The 17452-nt window shown below is 67.4% G+C and carries 13 protein-coding genes; 11 read left to right on the top strand and 2 right to left on the bottom strand.

Annotation, left to right across the window (positions count from 1 at the left end; genetic code table 11):
- Nucleotides 1–343: 343 nt before the first annotated feature.
- On the bottom strand, nucleotides 344–1324 hold the full coding sequence (locus BoBH3_RS17775) for an ATP-grasp domain-containing protein (RefSeq protein ID WP_262332169.1): 981 nt from the start codon (nucleotides 1322–1324) through the stop codon (nucleotides 344–346).
- A gap of 883 nt (nucleotides 1325–2207) precedes the next feature.
- Here BoBH3_RS17775 and BoBH3_RS17770 point away from each other — a divergent pair.
- The 11 genes from BoBH3_RS17770 to ybaK all read left to right on the top strand — a co-directional run bounded on the left by BoBH3_RS17770 (nucleotide 2208) and on the right by ybaK (nucleotide 16334).
- Nucleotides 2208–2825, top strand: a complete 618-nt coding sequence (locus BoBH3_RS17770; RefSeq protein WP_262332168.1) for a hypothetical protein — start codon at nucleotides 2208–2210, stop codon at nucleotides 2823–2825.
- Between the two features lie 33 nt (nucleotides 2826–2858).
- Nucleotides 2859–3632, top strand: coding sequence for an enoyl-CoA hydratase (locus BoBH3_RS17765; protein ID WP_262332167.1), 774 nt, complete (start codon nucleotides 2859–2861; stop codon nucleotides 3630–3632).
- A 126-nt stretch (nucleotides 3633–3758) separates the two neighbouring features.
- Complete coding sequence (locus BoBH3_RS17760; protein WP_262332166.1) at nucleotides 3759–4742, top strand: threo-3-hydroxy-L-aspartate ammonia-lyase; 984 nt, start codon at nucleotides 3759–3761, stop codon at nucleotides 4740–4742.
- 195 nt (nucleotides 4743–4937) lie between these two features.
- Nucleotides 4938–5204, top strand: coding sequence for a 30S ribosomal protein S20 (rpsT, locus tag BoBH3_RS17755; protein ID WP_262332165.1), 267 nt, complete (start codon nucleotides 4938–4940; stop codon nucleotides 5202–5204).
- 909 nt (nucleotides 5205–6113) lie between these two features.
- Nucleotides 6114–7586, top strand: a complete 1473-nt coding sequence (dnaA, locus tag BoBH3_RS17750; RefSeq protein ID WP_262332552.1) for a chromosomal replication initiator protein DnaA — start codon at nucleotides 6114–6116, stop codon at nucleotides 7584–7586.
- Between the two features lie 176 nt (nucleotides 7587–7762).
- The gene (gene dnaN / locus BoBH3_RS17745) at nucleotides 7763–8878 is read left to right on the top strand and encodes a DNA polymerase III subunit beta (RefSeq protein ID WP_262332164.1); all 1116 of its coding nucleotides are present in this window, start codon (nucleotides 7763–7765) and stop codon (nucleotides 8876–8878) included.
- Between the two features lie 10 nt (nucleotides 8879–8888).
- The gene (gene recF / locus BoBH3_RS17740) at nucleotides 8889–10016 is read left to right on the top strand and encodes a DNA replication/repair protein RecF (RefSeq protein WP_262332163.1); all 1128 of its coding nucleotides are present in this window, start codon (nucleotides 8889–8891) and stop codon (nucleotides 10014–10016) included.
- A 48-nt stretch (nucleotides 10017–10064) separates the two neighbouring features.
- Complete coding sequence (locus BoBH3_RS24495; RefSeq protein WP_316045113.1) at nucleotides 10065–11393, top strand: methyl-accepting chemotaxis protein; 1329 nt, start codon at nucleotides 10065–10067, stop codon at nucleotides 11391–11393.
- Nucleotides 11394–11453: 60 nt separating this feature from the next.
- The gene (recQ, locus tag BoBH3_RS17730; protein WP_262332162.1) at nucleotides 11454–13292 is read left to right on the top strand and encodes a DNA helicase RecQ; all 1839 of its coding nucleotides are present in this window, start codon (nucleotides 11454–11456) and stop codon (nucleotides 13290–13292) included.
- 119 nt (nucleotides 13293–13411) lie between these two features.
- Entirely contained in the window at nucleotides 13412–15850 is a 2439-nt protein-coding gene (gene gyrB / locus BoBH3_RS17725; RefSeq protein ID WP_262332161.1) for a DNA topoisomerase (ATP-hydrolyzing) subunit B, read from the top strand.
- A 10-nt stretch (nucleotides 15851–15860) separates the two neighbouring features.
- Complete coding sequence (gene ybaK, locus BoBH3_RS17720; protein WP_262332160.1) at nucleotides 15861–16334, top strand: Cys-tRNA(Pro) deacylase; 474 nt, start codon at nucleotides 15861–15863, stop codon at nucleotides 16332–16334.
- 109 nt (nucleotides 16335–16443) lie between these two features.
- Here ybaK and BoBH3_RS17715 read toward each other — a convergent pair whose 3' ends face one another.
- Complete coding sequence (locus BoBH3_RS17715) at nucleotides 16444–17373, bottom strand: glutaminase (protein WP_262332159.1); 930 nt, start codon at nucleotides 17371–17373, stop codon at nucleotides 16444–16446.
- Between the last annotated feature and the right edge of the window lie 79 nt (nucleotides 17374–17452).

Raw genomic sequence — 17452 nt, 5'->3', positions numbered from 1 at the left:
TGCTCGCGTCAGCGCCGTCAGCAATGGCGCAGCTCTACGGAGACCCTTTCGGAGGGCTGCGTGACGGCTATGGCCCCCGCGGAGCACCGCCCGTCTACCGGGACGAACGGCGCTATGACCGGGACTACGAGCGCCGGGACTACGACCGCCAAGACTACGACCGCCGGGGCTATCGATATGACGACGGCCGGCGCCATGGCCGGGGCGGGCGCTTCAGCGATTACTGCTCGACAGGACGCGGTCCGTGCCGAACGGCTCCGCAGCCGATCGGCACCCCGTGCCGCTGCGATGTCGATGGCCTCGTCAAGCGTGGCGTGATTCAGTAGACGCGCCGCGATCCGTTTCACGCAGCCGAGGAAAGGCGCGACGGATCGCCGTAATGCCGGTCGAGCAGGCCGCCCAGATAAGACGCGATCGCGCCCATGCCGCGTCGGCCGTCCTTCGCCTCGGCATCGGGGTTGTAATTGGTGTTGGTGTTCACATCGTAGACGTAAGCGCGGCCATCGGCATCCGCGATGAATTCGATCCCCGCAATGCCGATGCCGTTGGCGTCGAGGAAGGCCTCGCAGGCCGACACCAGAGGATGCTCGAAGGCGCGCTGGATCTGGAACTTGTCGCCCGGCGCAACGGTCGCGCAGGTCGAATCGACCTGGCAGACATCCGCGGGGCAAAGCTCGAAGCCCTCGGACGTATCGACCCTGACCGCATAGAGAAAGCGCCCGCCGACGAACTCCATACGCGTGATGAAGGGGGCGGGAGCCGCGATGTATTGCTGCACGAGAGTGATGCCGTCGACCGACTCTTCGAATTCGGCGCTCTCGATGTGCTGGGCGAGCGCCTCGCGCGAGTAGAGCAGCTTGACGCCAAGCCCCTTGCCGGCGCGATTGTGCTTCAGGATCACGGGGAAGCCGAGCTGTTCGGCGGCGTTCAGCAGATGACTGCGCCCGACCACCGCGATCGTGCGCGGCGTGGCGATGCCGAACGGGGCGAGAGCCTCGTATTGCGCGACCTTGGAAACCTCGAGCTGCAGCGCGCGGCCGCCATTGACGACGACGCGGCCGTGCCGTTCGAGCCAAGCCAGCACGCCCGCGGTACGCTCCGGTGAATAGCGGTGGCCTCGGGTGTGCGAAGAGGCGCTCATGCGATTGTAGAAGACGCCTTCCGGCGGCGCGGCAGAGAGATCGAGCACGCCTTCATCGATGAACCATTCCGCATAAGGGACATGCCGCGCCGCGAACTCCTGCCGCAGTGGCACCACCCAGGCGTCGTTCTCATGAACGACATAGACCTGCGCCGTATCTGTCACGTCGTGAAGCCCGCTCATCTGCAACCTGCCACTGTCTCGCTGACCTGATTTTCAGCGCATCATAGGCATGGCCGCGCGCGCCAGAAGCCGGGCAAGGAAATAAAAAACCCATTCTCTCAAGCGGGTTACAGACAGAGGATATCCTCTCCCATGGAGCGCGCGGGCGGAATAATCGATATCCGCCCGCCTGGGCGGACACGCTGATCGAGGCCGCGAAAGACCTTGGGTCGGGAGCAGAATCTGCCAAAACTAATCCCCGCCTGTCCTCGTACCCTTATCCTCGCCATCACCTTATCCCAGAGGGGCAGCCGTCCGGAGGTATGCCGTTGGCCGGGGTGGGGGCGGCGCCTGCGGGTGGAGTTACGACCCACTCCCGGGAGGCTTCGGGGCACCGCCCTGGGGACATTACGATCCCTGTGCGAGGAGCTCGCTGGAAGGCTCGGCCGGTGACGGATTGCGTAAGCGAGGACGCGACAAGGCGATGAGCCGAACTGGCGTCCTGACCCGCAGCTCCTGAACCGCCCAGCCGCATAAGCGCGGCCCGAGGTCCGAAATCGCCGATAAGCGGAGCGCCACGGGGCGTGCGGATGGTGGCTCAATCCATCCGCGCCGTTTCCTGGCTCAATGGAAGCGGCTGACTACCAAACCTGCGCCTCGCGGCGCTCCGCTGCCCCTCATTTCCACCGAACGCGGCGACGCGGGCGGGTGAAAGCGCGTGCATCGTAACCTGACCGTCATGCTCGCCCTCGTGGCGAGCATCCGCGTCTTCAGCACTGCCGGCGACGGCGGAGGACGTGGATGGTCGGGACAAGCCCGACCATGACAGCATGTCAGTTTTGGGGGCGAGAGCTGCCGGCTGACGAATTCACCGGACCGAAAGCTCGATCAGCTATCAGGCCGTATGGGCGTTTCGATCGAGCCGGGCATGATGAAATTCCGATACGTCGCGTTCTGGTTCTACTGGTCTCTCGCGAGCGCCGGCCTATTCGCCTTTATCATGCTAAGCACTGCGGTCAGCGCGGGGCTCAAGATGGCGGTACCGTCCCTGCTGGAGATGCAGCCGCTGTTTGTCGCAGCCGTCATCGCCCTGACCCTCGCTGCCGCCTATCCCATCGCGACGCTCGCCCTCCGTGTCCATGAGCGAATCCACTGGCTCTATCCCGCGCATCGCATCGCGATGAATCAACGCGGGATCGCGTTCGACCTCCCGCTCGGGATCAGCGGCTCCGTAGACTGGCGCGATGTCGCCAGCGTCGATTATTGCCCCGGGCGTTTTTGGTACGTCGCCGTCGAGTTCAAGCGAAAGCAGCCGCTCGGCCCAGCGGGGCTGGAGAAGGAGCTGGATCGCCTGTTGCTTCGAGGCGACCGCATCCTCCCATCGGGCCGGGCGTTCCTGAAAGCCGCCCGGCACTACCATGCGATAGCGTCGGGGCGGCCCCACGCCGGGGAAGATCAGGGCGAACCGCGCCCATCCATCCTGCGCAGGCTGGCATGGACTTTCCGCCGCCCCGCCCGCTAAAGCTGGCGGCAACAGCATCATCGGGAGGCCGCCATGGCTTATGAGACCATTCTCGTCGAGACGAAGGGCAAGGTCGGGCTGATCACGCTCAACCGCCCGCAGGCGCTGAACGCGCTGAACGGCCAGCTCATCGGCGAGATCAACGCGGCGCTCGACGGCTTCGAGAAGGATGCCGGTATCGGCTGCATCGTCATCACCGGCTCGGAGAAGGCCTTCGCCGCCGGCGCCGATATCAAGGAGATGCAGAGCCGCACCTTCCCGGGCACCTATCTCGACGACAAGTTCGCGGATTGGGACCGGATCGGCCAGCGCAACAAGCCCATCGTCGCGGCGGTCGCGGGCTTCGCGCTCGGCGGCGGCTGCGAGCTCGCCATGATGTGCGACTTCATCATCGCCGCGGACAACGCCAAGTTCGGCCAGCCCGAGATCAATCTCGGCGTCATCCCCGGCGCCGGCGGCACGCAGCGCCTGACCAAGGCCGTCGGCAAGGCGAAGGCCATGGACCTCATCCTCACCGGCCGGATGATGGATGCGCAGGAGGCCGAGCGCGCCGGTGTCGTCGCCCGCATCGTGCCCCTCGCCGATCTCATGGCCGAGACGCTGAAGGCCGCCGACGCCATCGCCGCCAAATCGCTGCCTTCCGTGCTGATGGCCAAGGAATCGGTCAACCGCGCCTTCGAGGTGACGCTGGCCGAGGGGCTGCGCTTCGAGCGCCGCGTCTTCTCCTCGCTCTTCGCCACCGCCGACCAGAAGGAAGGCATGTCGGCCTTCGCCGAGAAGCGGAAGCCCGATTTCAAGAACCTCTGAGCCTTGTCGCGATAGGATTCTGCGTCATCCTCGGGCTTGCCCCGAGGATCTCGCGACAAGAAGGCACTGTTTTCCGAGATGGTCGGGTCTAGCCTGGCCATGGCGCCCTGAGCAGGACAAGCCCCCATGAATGCCAAGACCGGTCCGCAACTCCCGATCTATGCCGATGTCGAGGCGGCGGCCGGCCGCCTGAAGGGCATCGCCCATCATACCCCGGCGATGAGCTCGGCGACGGCTAACCGCCGCACGGAAGCCAGCCTCGTCTTCAAGCCCGAGAACCTGCAGCGCATGGGCGCCTTCAAGTTCCGAGGCGGCTACAACGCGATCTCCTGCCTCTCGCCCGAACAGAAGAAGGCCGGCGTCGTCACCTTCTCCTCGGGCAACCATGCCCAGGCCATCGCCTATGCCGGGCAGCTTCTCGGCGTGCCGACCACCATCATCATGCCGAACGACGCTCCTGCGGCGAAGGTCGCGGCGACGGAAGGCTATGGCGGCACCGTCGTCCGCTATGACCGCTATACCGAGAACCGGCTCGAGATCGGCGACAGGCTCGCGTCCGAAAAGGGGCTGAGCCTCATCCCGCCCTATGACCACGCCGAAGTCATCGCCGGCCAGGGCACGGCGACCAAGGAGCTGATCGAGGATGCCGGCCCGCTCGACATCCTGATCGTGCCGCTCGGCGGCGGCGGACTTCTGGCGGGCGCAGCGCTCGCGGCCAAGGCGCTCAACCCCGCCTGCCGCATCTTCGGCGTCGAACCCGAGGCCGGCAATGACGGGCAGCAATCGCTGCGCAAGGGCGAGATCGTGAAGATCGGCGTGCCCAAGACCATCGCCGACGGCGCGCAGACCGCCTTCCTCGGGGACCTCACCTTCCCGATCATCCAGCGCGACGTCGAGGACATCGTCACCGTCAGCGACGAGGCGCTGGTCGCGGCGATGCGCTTCTTCGCGGAGCGTATGAAGCTCGTGGTCGAGCCGACTGGGTGCCTCGCGGCCGCGGCGGCCTTCTCCGGCGCCGTGCCGGTCGCTGGCAAGCGCGTCGGCGTCATCCTGTCCGGCGGCAATGTCGATCTGGCGAGCTTCGCCCGGTTCATTGCGCCCGTGGCGTGATGGCGCCTTGAGAGCGAAAGAACCCAGCCGGCTTCGATTCCGGCGTTGACGGGGCGCGCGCGAGCGACTATAGCCCCTCCACTCGCGGCGGCCCGCGCAAGCTCGGCCGCCGCTCACGCTTTTCCATCAAGGTAGCGGACCGACCCGCCGGCAATAATGCCAGGCGCCGGCCGTGATGAAGACGAGGACGTTTCTATGGCCAATACGACGTCGGCCAAAAAGGCTACGCGCAAGATCGTGCGGCGCACCGAGGTCAACAAGGCGCGCCGCTCGCGGATGCGCACCTTCCTGCGCAAGGTCGAGGAGGCGATCGCCTCCGGCGACAAGGGCGCCGCCTCCCAGGCCCTGAAGGCCGCAGAGCCCGAGATCATGCGCGCCGCGCAGAAGGGCGTGGTTCACAAGAACACCGCCTCCCGCAAGGTTTCGCGCCTCGCGCATCGGATCGGCGCCCTGGCGTCCTGATCGCCCTTTCCGCCAGTGCGGACAGTCTTCAAAACCCGGCCCTCGCGGCCGGGTTTTTTCGTTCCGGCACCGCCGCGCGACGGCTCTGCCGCACCAATGAGCGAGAGCGGCGGCTTTCATCCGCCGCACCGGCGATCCAGCCGCCGTTTCGACCCGCCGCACGCAAGCCACACTGGCCAAAGACCGCGCATTTCACGTCGCTTTCCAAGGCCTTCCGGGGTTGACTCTTCGGGTGAATTTTGAGCTCGGAATCGACCCTCAGGAGGGGTTCAGGCCGCGCAGCAAAAGCGCTTATTTCTCATGCGTTTAGCGGGCAAAGCTTCTCAGGGCTCGGAATCGTGAGCCCTCGCCCGAGAGGCGATGGCGGCCCCGAAAAAAAAAGATTCGGAGTCTGCCGGCTCCCCAATCCTGAAGAAAATCTTAAGTTCCACAAACGATTGGCCACCTCACGACGATGAGATCATGCGGGCGCGAAGGGCCTGATCCATGAAGCCGGCTGAGAGGGATATTGCCCCGCTTCGAGAGCGCCCTATAAGGTCCATCCATCGCCTGGGGGGCAGCGATGTCCCCCCGGCGGTTTCCAGAGATTGATAGCGTTTTGGCTCACGACCTTGGGGGGTTGGAGGATGCGGCTCTTTATCTTGTTGTGTTGAGATGAAGTGCGGCTCCATCCCTCGACGAGCCACTCAAGCGTAATCGAAATCGTAGCGGTCATTCAGCCCGACCGGCGCTCTGCGCGGGACGGGAGGGTGATGGGTCGGCCTGGCAATCAGTGCTGGCGAAAGCTGCCGATCAGCTCGGCGGCCATCGCGGAACCGCGTCAATTTTAATATTTCAGAATGGGGCCAGAGAATGTTCGAGCGACAAGAAGCGGTGGATACGATCGAGGCGGTGGCATTGGCGCTCCCCATGGTCGACGCCGCGACGGAGACGGTCACCGTGACCGACGTAGACTCGCTCACCGAAACCTGGGAACGCGTCCGCCGGCGCCTGCGGGCCGAGCTCGGCGAGGATGTGTTCTCGAGCTGGTTCGGTCGGCTCGAAATCGCCAGCTACGTCGATGGGGTCGCCTATCTGACCGTCCCCACGCGCTTTCTGAAAAGCTGGCTCGAGGCGCATTATGCCGAGCGCCTTCGGGTCAACTGCATGGCCGAGCTCCCCGGCTGCAACGGCGTGATGCTCTCGGTGCGCCAGGTGGCGCGCGATGCCTCCGTCGCGCCCCGCGCTGAGGCCGTGCTGCGCGGCCGCCCCGCCATGGCTGCCGCCCCTGCTCCGGCCGAGCCCGGCAAGCCGGCCGGCAGCGGCGCTGCTCCGCAAGCGGGCGAGGCCGAGATGGTCGATGCCTGCGGAGCCACGCTCGACCGCCGCATGAGCTTCCAGAGCTTCGTCGTCGGCAAATCGAACCAGCTCGCCTTTGCCGCGGCCGAGCGCATCGCCGCGGCGCCCGCGGGCCAGAGCCCCTATAACCCGCTCTACCTCCATGCGGGCGTCGGCCTCGGCAAGACGCATCTGCTGCAGGCCATCGCGCAGGAGGCGCGCAACCAGGGCAAGCGCGTCGCCTATTTCACCGCCGACCGCTTCATGTACGGCTTCGTCGCGGCGCTGAAGTCGCAGACCGCGCTCGCCTTCAAGGAGAAGCTGCGCGGCATCGACCTGCTGGTCGTCGACGACGTGCAGTTCATCCAGGGCAAGTCGATCCAGCAGGAGTTCGGTCACACGATCAACGCGCTGCTCGACGCCGGCAAGCAGATCGTCGTCGCCGGCGACCGCCTCGCCGGAGAACTTGAGGCCCTGGACGAGCGCATCCGCTCGCGGCTCGGCGGCGGCCTCGTCGTCGAAGTTGGCGAGCTCGACGAGACGCTGCGGGCCACGATCCTTTCCAGCCGGCTGGCGACGCTGCAGAACGCCCATCCGAACTTCCAGGTCAGCCCCGATGTCGTGGCCTATGTCTCGCGCGTGGTCGCCACCAATGGCCGCGACCTCGACGGCGCCGCCAACCGACTGCTCGCCCATGCGACGCTGTCGGGCCAGCTCGTGACGCTGGAGACGGCCGAGGCCGCGATCCGCGACCTCGTGCGGACCCGCGAGCCGCGCCGCGTCAAGATCGAGGACATCCAGAAGCTGGTCGCGACCCGCTACAATGTCAGCCGCGCCGATATCCTGTCGGAGCGCCGCACGGCCGCGGTCGTGAAGCCGCGCCAGATCGCGATGTATCTGTCGAAGGCGCTGACGCCGCGCTCGCTGCCCGAGATCGGCCGCCGCTTCGGCGGGCGCGATCACACCACGGTGCTGCATGCCGTGCGCAAGATCGAGAAGGCGATCAGCGAGGACCGCTCGCTGCATGAAGAGGTCGATCTCCTGAAGCGCATGCTGCAGGAGTAACGCGACCGCGAGAGCGGCGGAGCGGCCGGCTCCGCCCCTTTCCGTCCGAAATGGCTGTGATTGCCGCAGGGCGGCGGACTTGCGTGTCCGCGCGGCCTCCTGCAATGTCGCTGGCCCATTCAACGGCCCGCGCGTTTTCCAAGCGCGGGCGGCAAGCGCCAGAAGACTAGACAATCATGAAGGTCACGGTCGAACGTTCCACGCTGCTCAAGTCGCTCGGCCACGTCCATCGCGTGGTGGAGCGCCGCAACACGATTCCGATCCTGTCGAACCTGCTGCTCAGCGGCGCCGAGGGCGGCCTGAGGCTCAAGGCGACCGATCTGGACATCGAGGTGGTGGAGACGATTCCCGCCGAGGTGACGGAAACCGGCGCCACGACCGTGCCGGCGCACACGCTCTACGATATCGTCCGCAAGCTGCCGGACGGGGCGCAGGTTTCGCTGGAGACCACCGGCGAAACCGGTCTCGTGCTGCGCTCGGGCCGCTCGCGCTTCCAGCTCCAGACGCTGCCGGAAAGCGATTTCCCGGACATCACCGCCGGCGAGATGGCGCATCGCTTCGTCCTCCCGGCCGGCGAGCTGAAGCGGCTGATCGACAAGACCCAGTTCGCGATCTCGACCGAAGAGACGCGCTATTACCTCAACGGCATCTATCTCCACACGATAGACGTCGATGGCCGCCCGGTGCTGCGCGCGGTCGCGACCGACGGGCACAGGCTCGCCCGCGTCGACACCGCCGCCCCGCAGGGCTCGGTCGGCATGCCGGGCGTGATCGTGCCGCGCAAGGCCGTTTCCGAGATCCAGAAGCTGCTGGAGGATGGCGAGAGCGAGGTGGCGGTCGAGCTGTCCGGGGCTAAGATCCGCATCGCCACCGGCCATGTGGTGCTGACCTCGAAGCTGATCGACGGCACCTTCCCCGACTATCAGCGCGTCATCCCGGCCGGCAACGACAAGCGGCTGACCGTCGACAGGGGCGATTTCGCGGCCTCCGTCGATCGTGTCTCGACGATTTCCTCGGAGCGCGGCCGCGCCGTGAAGCTCTCCATGGGCGACGGACGCATGACGCTTTCGGTCACCAACCCCGATTCCGGCTCGGCGACCGAGGAGATCGAAGTCGATTACGAGGCGAGCCCGCTCGATATCGGCTTCAACGCCCGCTACCTGATGGACATCGCGGCGCAGCTCGACGGCGACACCGCGCTGCTGAAGCTCGCCGACCCCGGCTCGCCCACCGTGATCCAGGATCGCGAGGGGGCGTCTGCGCTCTATGTGCTGATGCCGATGCGCGTCTGATCCAGCGGTTATGGCCGCCGTCGCGCGCCTGATCCTGCAGGATTTCCGTTCCTACGAGGCCCTCGATCTTCCGGTCGAGGGCCAAATCGTTGCGCTGATCGGCGAGAACGGGGCCGGCAAGACCAATATCCTCGAAGCTCTCTCGCTCTTCGCGCCGGGCCGCGGCCTGCGCCGCGCCGAGCTGACAGCGATGGCGCGGCAGGGAGGGGACGGCTCCTTCGCGGCTTCCGTGACGCTCGCGGATGATGCCGGGCGGCTCGGCATCGGGCTCGGCGCCGCCGACGCGGAGGGACGGCACCCGCGGCTTGCCCGCATCGACGGCGCGGCGGTCGGCTCGGCGCTCGCCTTCAGCGACTATCTGCGGCTCGTCTGGCTGACACCCGATCTCGACGGGCTGTTCCGGGGCGCAGCCGGCGACCGCCGCCGCTTCCTCGACCGGCTGGTGCTGGCGATCGACCCCGGCCACGCCACGCGCTCCAACGCCCTGGAGCGGGCGCTGCGCTCGCGCAACCGCATCCTCGAGGAAAGCCCTGGACAGGGCCAGTGGCTCGATGCGATCGAGCGCGAGGTCGCAGAGCTCGGCGTCGCGGTCGCCGCCGCCCGCGCCGAGACGGTGGCGCGGCTCTCCGCCATCATCGCCGATACGCGCGACGAGGCCTCGCCCTTCCCCTATGCGTCGATCGCTCTTTCGGGCGAGATCGACAGCCTCGTCGCGAGCCGGCCCGCCGTCGATGCCGAGGATGCCTATCGCGACCTGCTGAGGCAGGGCCGAAACCGAGACCGCGCCGCCGGACGGACGCTCGCCGGGCCGCAGGCTTCCGACCTCGAAGTCCGGCACGGGCCCAAGGACATCGCCGCGGGCCAGGGCTCGACCGGCGAGCAGAAGGCCCTGCTGATCGGGCTCGTGCTCGCCCATGCCCGGCTCGTCGCGGCGATGAGCGGGCTGCCGCCGCTCGTGCTGCTCGACGAGGTGGCCGCCCATCTCGATCCCCGCCGACGCGCTGCGCTTTATGAGGGGCTGACGAGCCTCGGCTGCCAGGTCTGGATGACGGGGGCGGACAGCGCGCTCTTTGGCGATCTGCCAGCCCGAGCGCTGCGCCTCGGGGTGCTCCCCGGTCGAGTCGAGCCCCTGCCGTAGAGGCAGTGGAATTGAGTCGGAATTAACCACTCTGCCACAGGATGAGGCATGCATCCTTCGCAGCAAAGCTTCTCGGACGCGGAACGGCAGGTCGCGCAACGCTTGCTGGCGCTGCTGGCGCCGCATTTCGAGGAGTCGATCCGCGCGCTCTATCGCACGACCTTCCAGCGAGATCTTTCGGAGATGGAGCGCCAGCTCCAGCAGGACGAGATCACGAAGTACGATCTGCTGTTCTCGCTGAAGCATGACGAGGCCTATTTCGCCGCCAAGCGGCGGATCGTCTTCCATGCCAACCGGCGCAACATCATGCTCGCCGATTATCCGCTGTTCTTCCTGGAAGACATGTCGAAGTTCCTCGGCATCCTGACGCGGCGCTGGAAGCGACGCTGGGGGCCGATCGAAGATGCGCTGCGCGTCTTCTGCAAGCTGACGCTGATCGACATCTCCTATTCGCTGTCGTGCTTCGACGAGGCGATCCAGGGCGCGGTGGAACAGCGCCTGGGCGGCATCGAAAGCACCTTCCGCCACGGCATTGCCGAGCACATCGGCGCCATGGAGCGCAGCATCGATCATCTCTCCGGCCTTTCGGACGATCTTTCGGCCAAGGCCGGAGAGACGCTCACCGCCGTCGCGGGCACCCAGAATCGTCCGGAGAAGGTGTCCGCCGCCGTCGCCGAGATCGTCGCCGCGACGCGCGCCTTCGGCTCGTCCTGCTCCGCGATCATGCTGGAGGCCGATAATTCCCGCCTGGCCGTCGATGAGGCGGAAGCCGGATGCCAGGGCATCGCCGGCAGCGTCGCCGATCTCCAGCAGGCCAACCAGCGCATCGGCAGCGTGGTCGAGCTCATCCGCAGCCTGGCGGCCCAGACCAACCTGCTGGCGCTCAACGCCACCATCGAGGCGGCGCGGGCCGGCGAAGCCGGGCGCGGCTTCGCCGTGGTGGCGGCGGAGGTGAAATCGCTCGCCACCGCCACCAACAGCGCGACCGAGACCATTCGCGAGGGCATCGAGGAGGTCGTCGGCGCCAGCCGCACCATCGAGAGCGCCGTCGCCAAGCTCGCGCAGACCATGCAGGTGCTGCAGGACAGCGCCCGCATCGTCGCGGAATCCGCCGCCGGGCAATCCGAGCGGATCCAGGACATCACGACGCAGGCGGAAGCCTCCTCGGTCGGCGTCGATGCGATCGCCCGCCATGCGGCGCTGGTCGAGGGACTCGCCGCCGAGGCCGCGACGCTGGCGCGCGACATGGACGGGCACGTCAAGGCCGCCTCCAGCCTCGCGCAGCAGCTCGACCAATCGATCGGAGGCTTCCTCGGCGAGGTCGCCTCCGCGCGCGCCGAACGACACGGCAGCATCATCACCGTCCAAGCCGGCTGATCCACCGGCTTCAGTGCTTTATTCTGGCCAAGAGCCCCCGGCTGCGGCACACCGCTAGCCATGTCGCAATCCCGCGAATCAGAAGCCCGCGCGATCCTGAAATCGGTTTGGGGCTATGACGATTTCCGCCCCGGCCAGTGGGAGGTGATCGAGGCCGCGCTGTCCGGGCGCGATGTCTTCGCGGTGATGCCGACCGGCTCCGGAAAGTCGATGTGCTACCAGCTGCCGGCGCTGGTTGCGGGCGGGCTCACCCTCGTCGTCTCGCCGCTGATCGCGCTGATGCGGGACCAAGTCGGCCAGCTCGTCCGGGCCGGCGTGTCGGCGGCCTCGCTGAACTCGATGAACAGTGAAAGCGAGGCGACTGAGGCCTGGGACCGGCTGAACGCCGGGGAGCTGCGGCTGCTCTTCGTCTCGCCCGAGCGGCTGGCGGGCGAGGGGCTGGTCGGACGGCTCAAGCGCCTCGGCGTGACGCGGCTCGCAATCGACGAGGCGCATTGCGTCTCGCAATGGGGCCATGACTTCCGGCCGGAATACCGGCTTCTGGCCAAGGCGCGCGAGGCGCTGGGCGGCGTGCCGGTGACGGCGCTGACCGCGACCGCCGACCGGCAGACCCAGGCCGACATCGCCCAGCAGCTCTTCCCCGAGCCGCCGCAGATGGTGGTGCATTCCTTCGACCGGCCGAACCTGAAGCTGTCCTTCGCGCCGAAGGACCAGCCACGCCGGCAGATCGACGACTTCCTGCGCCGCCACCGCAATGGATCGGGCATCGTCTACTGCTCGTCACGCAGCAAGACCGAGCGGCTCGCGGCGGGCCTGCGCGAAAAGGGCTGGAATGCCCTGCCCTATCACGCCGGACTTGAGCAGGGGGAGCGCAACCGCAACCAGGACATCTTCCTGCAGGAAGACGGCGTCGTCGTCTGCGCCACCATCGCCTTCGGCATGGGCATCAACAAGCCGGATGTCCGCTTCGTCGTCCATGCCGACATGCCGGGCTCGATCGAGGGCTATTACCAGGAGATCGGCCGCGCCGGGCGCGACGGCCTGCCGGCCGACACGCTGACGCTCTACGGCGTCGACGACATGGCGCTGCGCCGCCGGCAGATCGACGAGAAGCCTGTCGACGAGGAGCGCAAGCGCATCGAGCACAAGCGCCTCAACGCGATGATCGACCTGTGCGAGAACGCGCTCTGCCGGCGCAGCGCGCTGCTCAGCTATTTCGGCGAGGAGACAGCCCCCTGCCGGCACGGACAGGCGCCGTTCCGCTGCGACCTCTGTGGAGCGGAGGCGCCGGCGCTCCAGGACGCGACGCTCGATGCGCGCAAGCTGCTCTCCGCCGTGATCCGCTCGGGCGAGCGCTTCGGCGCCGGCCATCTCGCCGACATCCTAACCGGCACGACGAGCGAGACGATCCGCCGCCAGAATCATGACGGGCTCAAGACCTTCGGCGTCGGCGCCGACAAACCGAAGACCGCCTGGGTCGGGCTGACGCGCAAGCTCTTCGCCGCGGGCGCTCTTGCCGAGGCGAGCGTCGAGCATGGCGGCTTCCGGCTGACGCCCAAGGGCGAGGACATCCTGTTCGGCCGCGAGAGCATCGCGCTTCGGGCCGATGCCTTCGCGGAGCGCCGCCTGCGTCGCTCGGAACGCGAGGCCGCCCGGGCCGACGGGCTCGACGAGGGCACCGCCGCGCTGTTCGAGCATCTGCGCAAGCTGCGGCTCGAACTCGCGCGCACCGAGGGCGTGGCGGCCTACATCATCTTCACCGACCGGACGCTGATCGCCATGGCGCGCGAGCGGCCGCTCGGCCTCGAGGAGATGCGCGGCATCGAAGGCGTGGGCGAGCGCAAGCTCGCGCAATATGGCGAGACCTTCGTCGAGGCGATCGCCGGCTTCCGGGGCTGAAAACGCGCCTGCTCGCGCACGCGTGCGTATACGCGTGAAAAAGCCATCGTCTCACCCTATATTGTCGTTTCGAATCAGGATCATCGCGGGCGTTCGCTCGCCCGTTCAGGGACAACTTCATGACCGATGCCGCGCTCAGCGCCCAACCCGATGACTACGGCGCCGATTCCATCAAGGTTCTCAAGGGCCTGGACGCGGTGCGGAAGCGGCCGGGCATGTATATCGGCGACACCGATGACGGCTCGGGCCTGCACCACATGGTCTACGAAGTCGTCGACAACGCCATCGACGAGGCGCTGGCGGGGCACGCCGACCTCGTCACGGTGACGCTCAATGCCGACGGCTCGGTGACGGTGACCGACAATGGCCGCGGCATCCCGACCGATATCCACAGCGAGGAAGGCATCTCGGCGGCCGAGGTCATCATGACCCAGCTCCATGCCGGCGGTAAGTTCGACCAGAATTCCTACAAGGTCTCGGGCGGCCTGCACGGCGTCGGCGTCTCCGTCGTCAACGCGCTCTCGGTCTCGCTGAAGCTGCGCATCTGGCGCGGCGGCAACGAGCATTTCATGGAGTTCCGCCATGGCGACGCGGTGGCCCCGCTCGCCGTCGTCGGCCCGCAGGGCGACAGGCGCGGCACCGAGGTGACCTTCCTGCCCTCGCAGGAGACCTTCACCATGGTGGAGTTCGACTACAAGACGCTGGAGCACCGCCTGCGCGAGCTCGCCTTCCTGAACTCGGGCGTGCGCATCGTGCTGACCGATGCGCGCCATGCCGAGATCGTGCGCGAGGAGCTGATGTACGACGGCGGCGTCGAGGCCTTCGTGCGCTATCTCGACCGCGCCAAGTCTTCGGTGATCGAGAAGCCGATCATGCTGACCTCGGAGAAGGACGGCATCACCGTCGATGTCGCGCTGTGGTGGAACGACAGCTACCACGAGAACGTGCTCTGCTTCACCAACAACATCCCGCAGCGGGACGGCGGCACCCATCTCGCCGGCTTCCGCGCCGCGCTGACGCGCCAGATCACCGGCTATGCCGAAAGCTCGGGCATCTCCAAGAAGGAGAAGGTCTCGCTCACCGGCGATGATTGCCGCGAGGGCCTCACAGCTATCGTCTCGGTCAAGGTGCCCGATCCGAAATTCTCGTCGCAGACCAAGGACAAGCTCGTCTCCTCCGAAGTCCGCCCCGTCGTGGAGAACGTCGTCAACCAGGCGCTGTCCGAGTGGCTGGAAGAGCATCCGGGCGAGGCCAAGACCATCGTCGGCAAGGTCGCGGAAGCCGCTGCCGCCCGCGAGGCCGCCCGCAAGGCACGCGACCTCACCCGCCGCAAGGGCGCGCTCGACATCGCGTCACTCCCGGGGAAGCTGGCTGACTGCCAGGAGAGGGACCCGGCGAAATCCGAACTTTTCATCGTCGAGGGTGACTCGGCCGGCGGCTCGGCGAAACAGGGCCGGGCGCGCGAATACCAGGCCGTGCTGCCGCTGCGCGGCAAGATCCTCAACGTCGAGCGGGCGCGCTTCGACAAGATGCTCTCGTCGGATCAGGTCGGCACGCTGATCACCGCGCTCGGCGCCGGCATCGGCCGGGCCGAGGCCGATCAGGGCGGCTTCAACCTGGCCAAGCTGCGCTACCACAAGATCATCATCATGACGGACGCCGACGTCGACGGCGCCCATATCCGCACGCTGCTCCTGACCTTCTTCTACCGGCAGATGCCGGAGCTGATCGAAGCCGGGCATCTCTTCATCGCCCAGCCGCCGCTCTACAAGGCGGCGCGCGGCAAGAGCCATGTCTATCTCAAGGACGAGCGGGCGCTGGAGGAATACCTGATCGATTCCGCCGTCGACGGCGCGACCTTCCGCACCAGCGACGGCGCCGAGCGCGGCGGCGCCGATCTGCGCGCGCTGATCGAGGAGGCACGCAACGTCCGCAACGCGCTTCAGCAGCTGCATTCGCGCTACAACAGGCGCGTGGTCGAGCAGATGGCGATCGCCGGCGCGCTGCATCCGTTCAGCGAGGACAGCGAAGCCGAGGCCAATGCCATCGCCGCGGCCGTGGCAAGCCGGCTCGACGCGATCTCCGACGAGCTGGAGCGCGGCTGGGAAGGCAGCGTCGCGGACGGCAGCTTTGTCTTCACCCGCATGGTTCGCGGCGTGAAGCAGGCAGCGACGATCGATACCGGGCTGCTCGCCAGCGCCGAGGCGCGCAAGCTCCATGCGGCGGCGGTCTCCCTGCAGGAAGCCTATACGCGGCCGGGCACGCTCAGCCGCAAGGGCGACACCTTCGCGGTCAACGGGCCGAGCGATCTGTTCGAAGCCGTCTCGGCCATCGGCAAGAAAGGCGTCGCGCTGCAGCGCTACAAAGGCCTGGGCGAGATGAACCCCGACCAGCTCTGGGAAACCACGCTGGATCGCGACGTGCGCTCGCTGCTGCGCGTCAAGAACGACCAGAACGACGAGGCCGACGATCTCTTCGTCAAGCTGATGGGCGACGTGGTCGAGCCGCGGCGCGAGTTCATCCAGACCAACGCGCTGAACGCCACCGTCGACATCTGAACGGATCGCGATGGCGCAGACCACGCCTGCGACGCTGGCGCTCAAGAAGCTCGACGTCGCCTTCGCCCTGCACACTTATGCCTACGACCCCAACGCCGAGCGCGTGGGGTTGCAGGCGGCCGAGGCGCTGGGCGAGCCGCCACAGCGTGTGCTCAAGACGCTGATCGCGCAGGTCGACGGCAAGCCGGTCTGCATCGTGTTGGCCTCCGACCGCGAGGCAAGCATGAAGAAGGTCGCGGCAGCCTTCGGCGGCAAGGTGGCGGCGATGATGCCGGTGCCGGATGCCGAGCGGCTGACCGGCTACAAGGTCGGCGGCGTCAGCCCCTTCGGCCAGAAGCGCAAGCTGCCGACCCTCGTCGACGATGCGGCCGAGGCCGAGACGCTGGTCTATGTGAATGGCGGCCAGCGCGGCCTGCAGATCGCGCTCGCCCCCACCGAGCTGTTGCGGGCGGCCGAGGCGCGCAGCGCTTCGATCACGGCCTGAGCGGCCTCGTCATTCTCGGGCGAAGCGAAGCGCAGACCCGAGAATCTCGGGACGAAAGGACACTGGTTTCAGAGATGCCCGGGTCAAGCCCGAGCATGACGTCCTGAATTCAAGGCGCGAACACCGACCAGCCCGTCGCCTCGGCCAGGCGCTCCAGCGCGAAGGTGCCGAGCATGGAGTTGCCGGCATCGTTGAGCCCCGGCGACCAGACGGCGATTGCGGCCTTCCCCGGCGCGACCGCCAGGATGCCGCCGCCGACGCCGGACTTGCCCGGCAGGCCGACGCGGAAGGCGAAATCCCCCGATGCGTCGTAATGCCCGCAGGTCAGCATGAGCGCGTTGATGCGCCGCGCCCGCTGCGCCGAGACGACGCGCGGCCCGCCCGGCTCATAGAGCCCGCCATGCATCAGGAAGCGCCCGGCCATGGCGAGCTGGCGGCAGCTCATGGCGATGGCGCATTGGTGGAAATAGACGCCGAGCGTCAGCTCGGGCGCATGGGTGATGTTGCCGAAGGCCTTCATGTAGTTGGCGAGAGCGACATTGCGGAAGCCGGTGGCCTGCTCCGCCCGCGCCACCACCTCGTCGACGGTGATCGTCTCGTCGTCGGCGAGATAGCGCACGAAGCGCAGCAATTCGCCGATGGCGACGCGCGGCTGGTGGCCGGCGAGGTTGACGTCGGCGACGACGAGGGCGCCGGCATTGATGAAGGGGTTGCGCGGCACGCCCTGCTCGCGCTCGAGCTGGACGATGGAGTTGAACGGCGTGCCCGAGGGTTCGCGACCGACCCGGCGCCAAAGCGTGTCGCCGACCTTGCCGAGCGCCTGCGTCAACGCGAAGACCTTGGAGACACTCTGGATCGAGAAGGGCTCCTCGCTGTCGCCGGCGGCATGGACCTCGCCATCGGCTGTGACGACGCAGAGTCCGAAATGGCCGGGATCGACCAGCGCGAGCGGCGGAATATAGGTCGCGACCTTGCCGCGCTCCTCGGCGCCCCGCATCTCCTCGGCGATGTCGCGGACGAGCCGCGCGATGTCCGGCACGTCCCAGCTCCCGGCTACCCCATGCGGCCGCCAGCCAAGCCGGAAGCGGCCGCAGAGGTCAAGCGCGGGCGAGCGACGC

The organism is Allobosea sp. BH3 (assembly GCF_025499465.1).
In the GTDB taxonomy this organism is placed as follows: domain Bacteria; phylum Pseudomonadota; class Alphaproteobacteria; order Rhizobiales; family Beijerinckiaceae; genus Allobosea.
Note: the sequence above shows the minus strand (reverse complement) of the source record. Positions and strands in the feature narration are given on the sequence as shown.

Excerpts from the sequence above, each read along its gene's own strand:
- BoBH3_RS17760 (WP_262332166.1), top strand. The coding sequence starts at position 3,759 with ATGAATGCCAAGACCGGTCCGCAACTCCCGATCTATGCCGATGTCGAG.
- ybaK (WP_262332160.1), top strand. The coding sequence starts at position 15,861 with ATGGCGCAGACCACGCCTGCGACGCTGGCGCTCAAGAAGCTCGACGTC.
- gyrB (WP_262332161.1), top strand. The coding sequence starts at position 13,412 with ATGACCGATGCCGCGCTCAGCGCCCAACCCGATGACTACGGCGCCGAT.
- BoBH3_RS24495 (WP_316045113.1), top strand. The coding sequence starts at position 10,065 with ATGCATCCTTCGCAGCAAAGCTTCTCGGACGCGGAACGGCAGGTCGCG.
- BoBH3_RS17765 (WP_262332167.1), top strand. The coding sequence starts at position 2,859 with ATGGCTTATGAGACCATTCTCGTCGAGACGAAGGGCAAGGTCGGGCTG.
- BoBH3_RS17775 (WP_262332169.1), bottom strand. The coding sequence starts at position 1,324 with ATGAGCGGGCTTCACGACGTGACAGATACGGCGCAGGTCTATGTCGTT.
- recQ (WP_262332162.1), top strand. The coding sequence starts at position 11,454 with ATGTCGCAATCCCGCGAATCAGAAGCCCGCGCGATCCTGAAATCGGTT.
- dnaN (WP_262332164.1), top strand. The coding sequence starts at position 7,763 with ATGAAGGTCACGGTCGAACGTTCCACGCTGCTCAAGTCGCTCGGCCAC.
- BoBH3_RS17770 (WP_262332168.1), top strand. The coding sequence starts at position 2,208 with ATGGGCGTTTCGATCGAGCCGGGCATGATGAAATTCCGATACGTCGCG.
- dnaA (WP_262332552.1), top strand. The coding sequence starts at position 6,114 with ATGGTCGACGCCGCGACGGAGACGGTCACCGTGACCGACGTAGACTCG.
- rpsT (WP_262332165.1), top strand. The coding sequence starts at position 4,938 with ATGGCCAATACGACGTCGGCCAAAAAGGCTACGCGCAAGATCGTGCGG.
- recF (WP_262332163.1), top strand. The coding sequence starts at position 8,889 with ATGGCCGCCGTCGCGCGCCTGATCCTGCAGGATTTCCGTTCCTACGAG.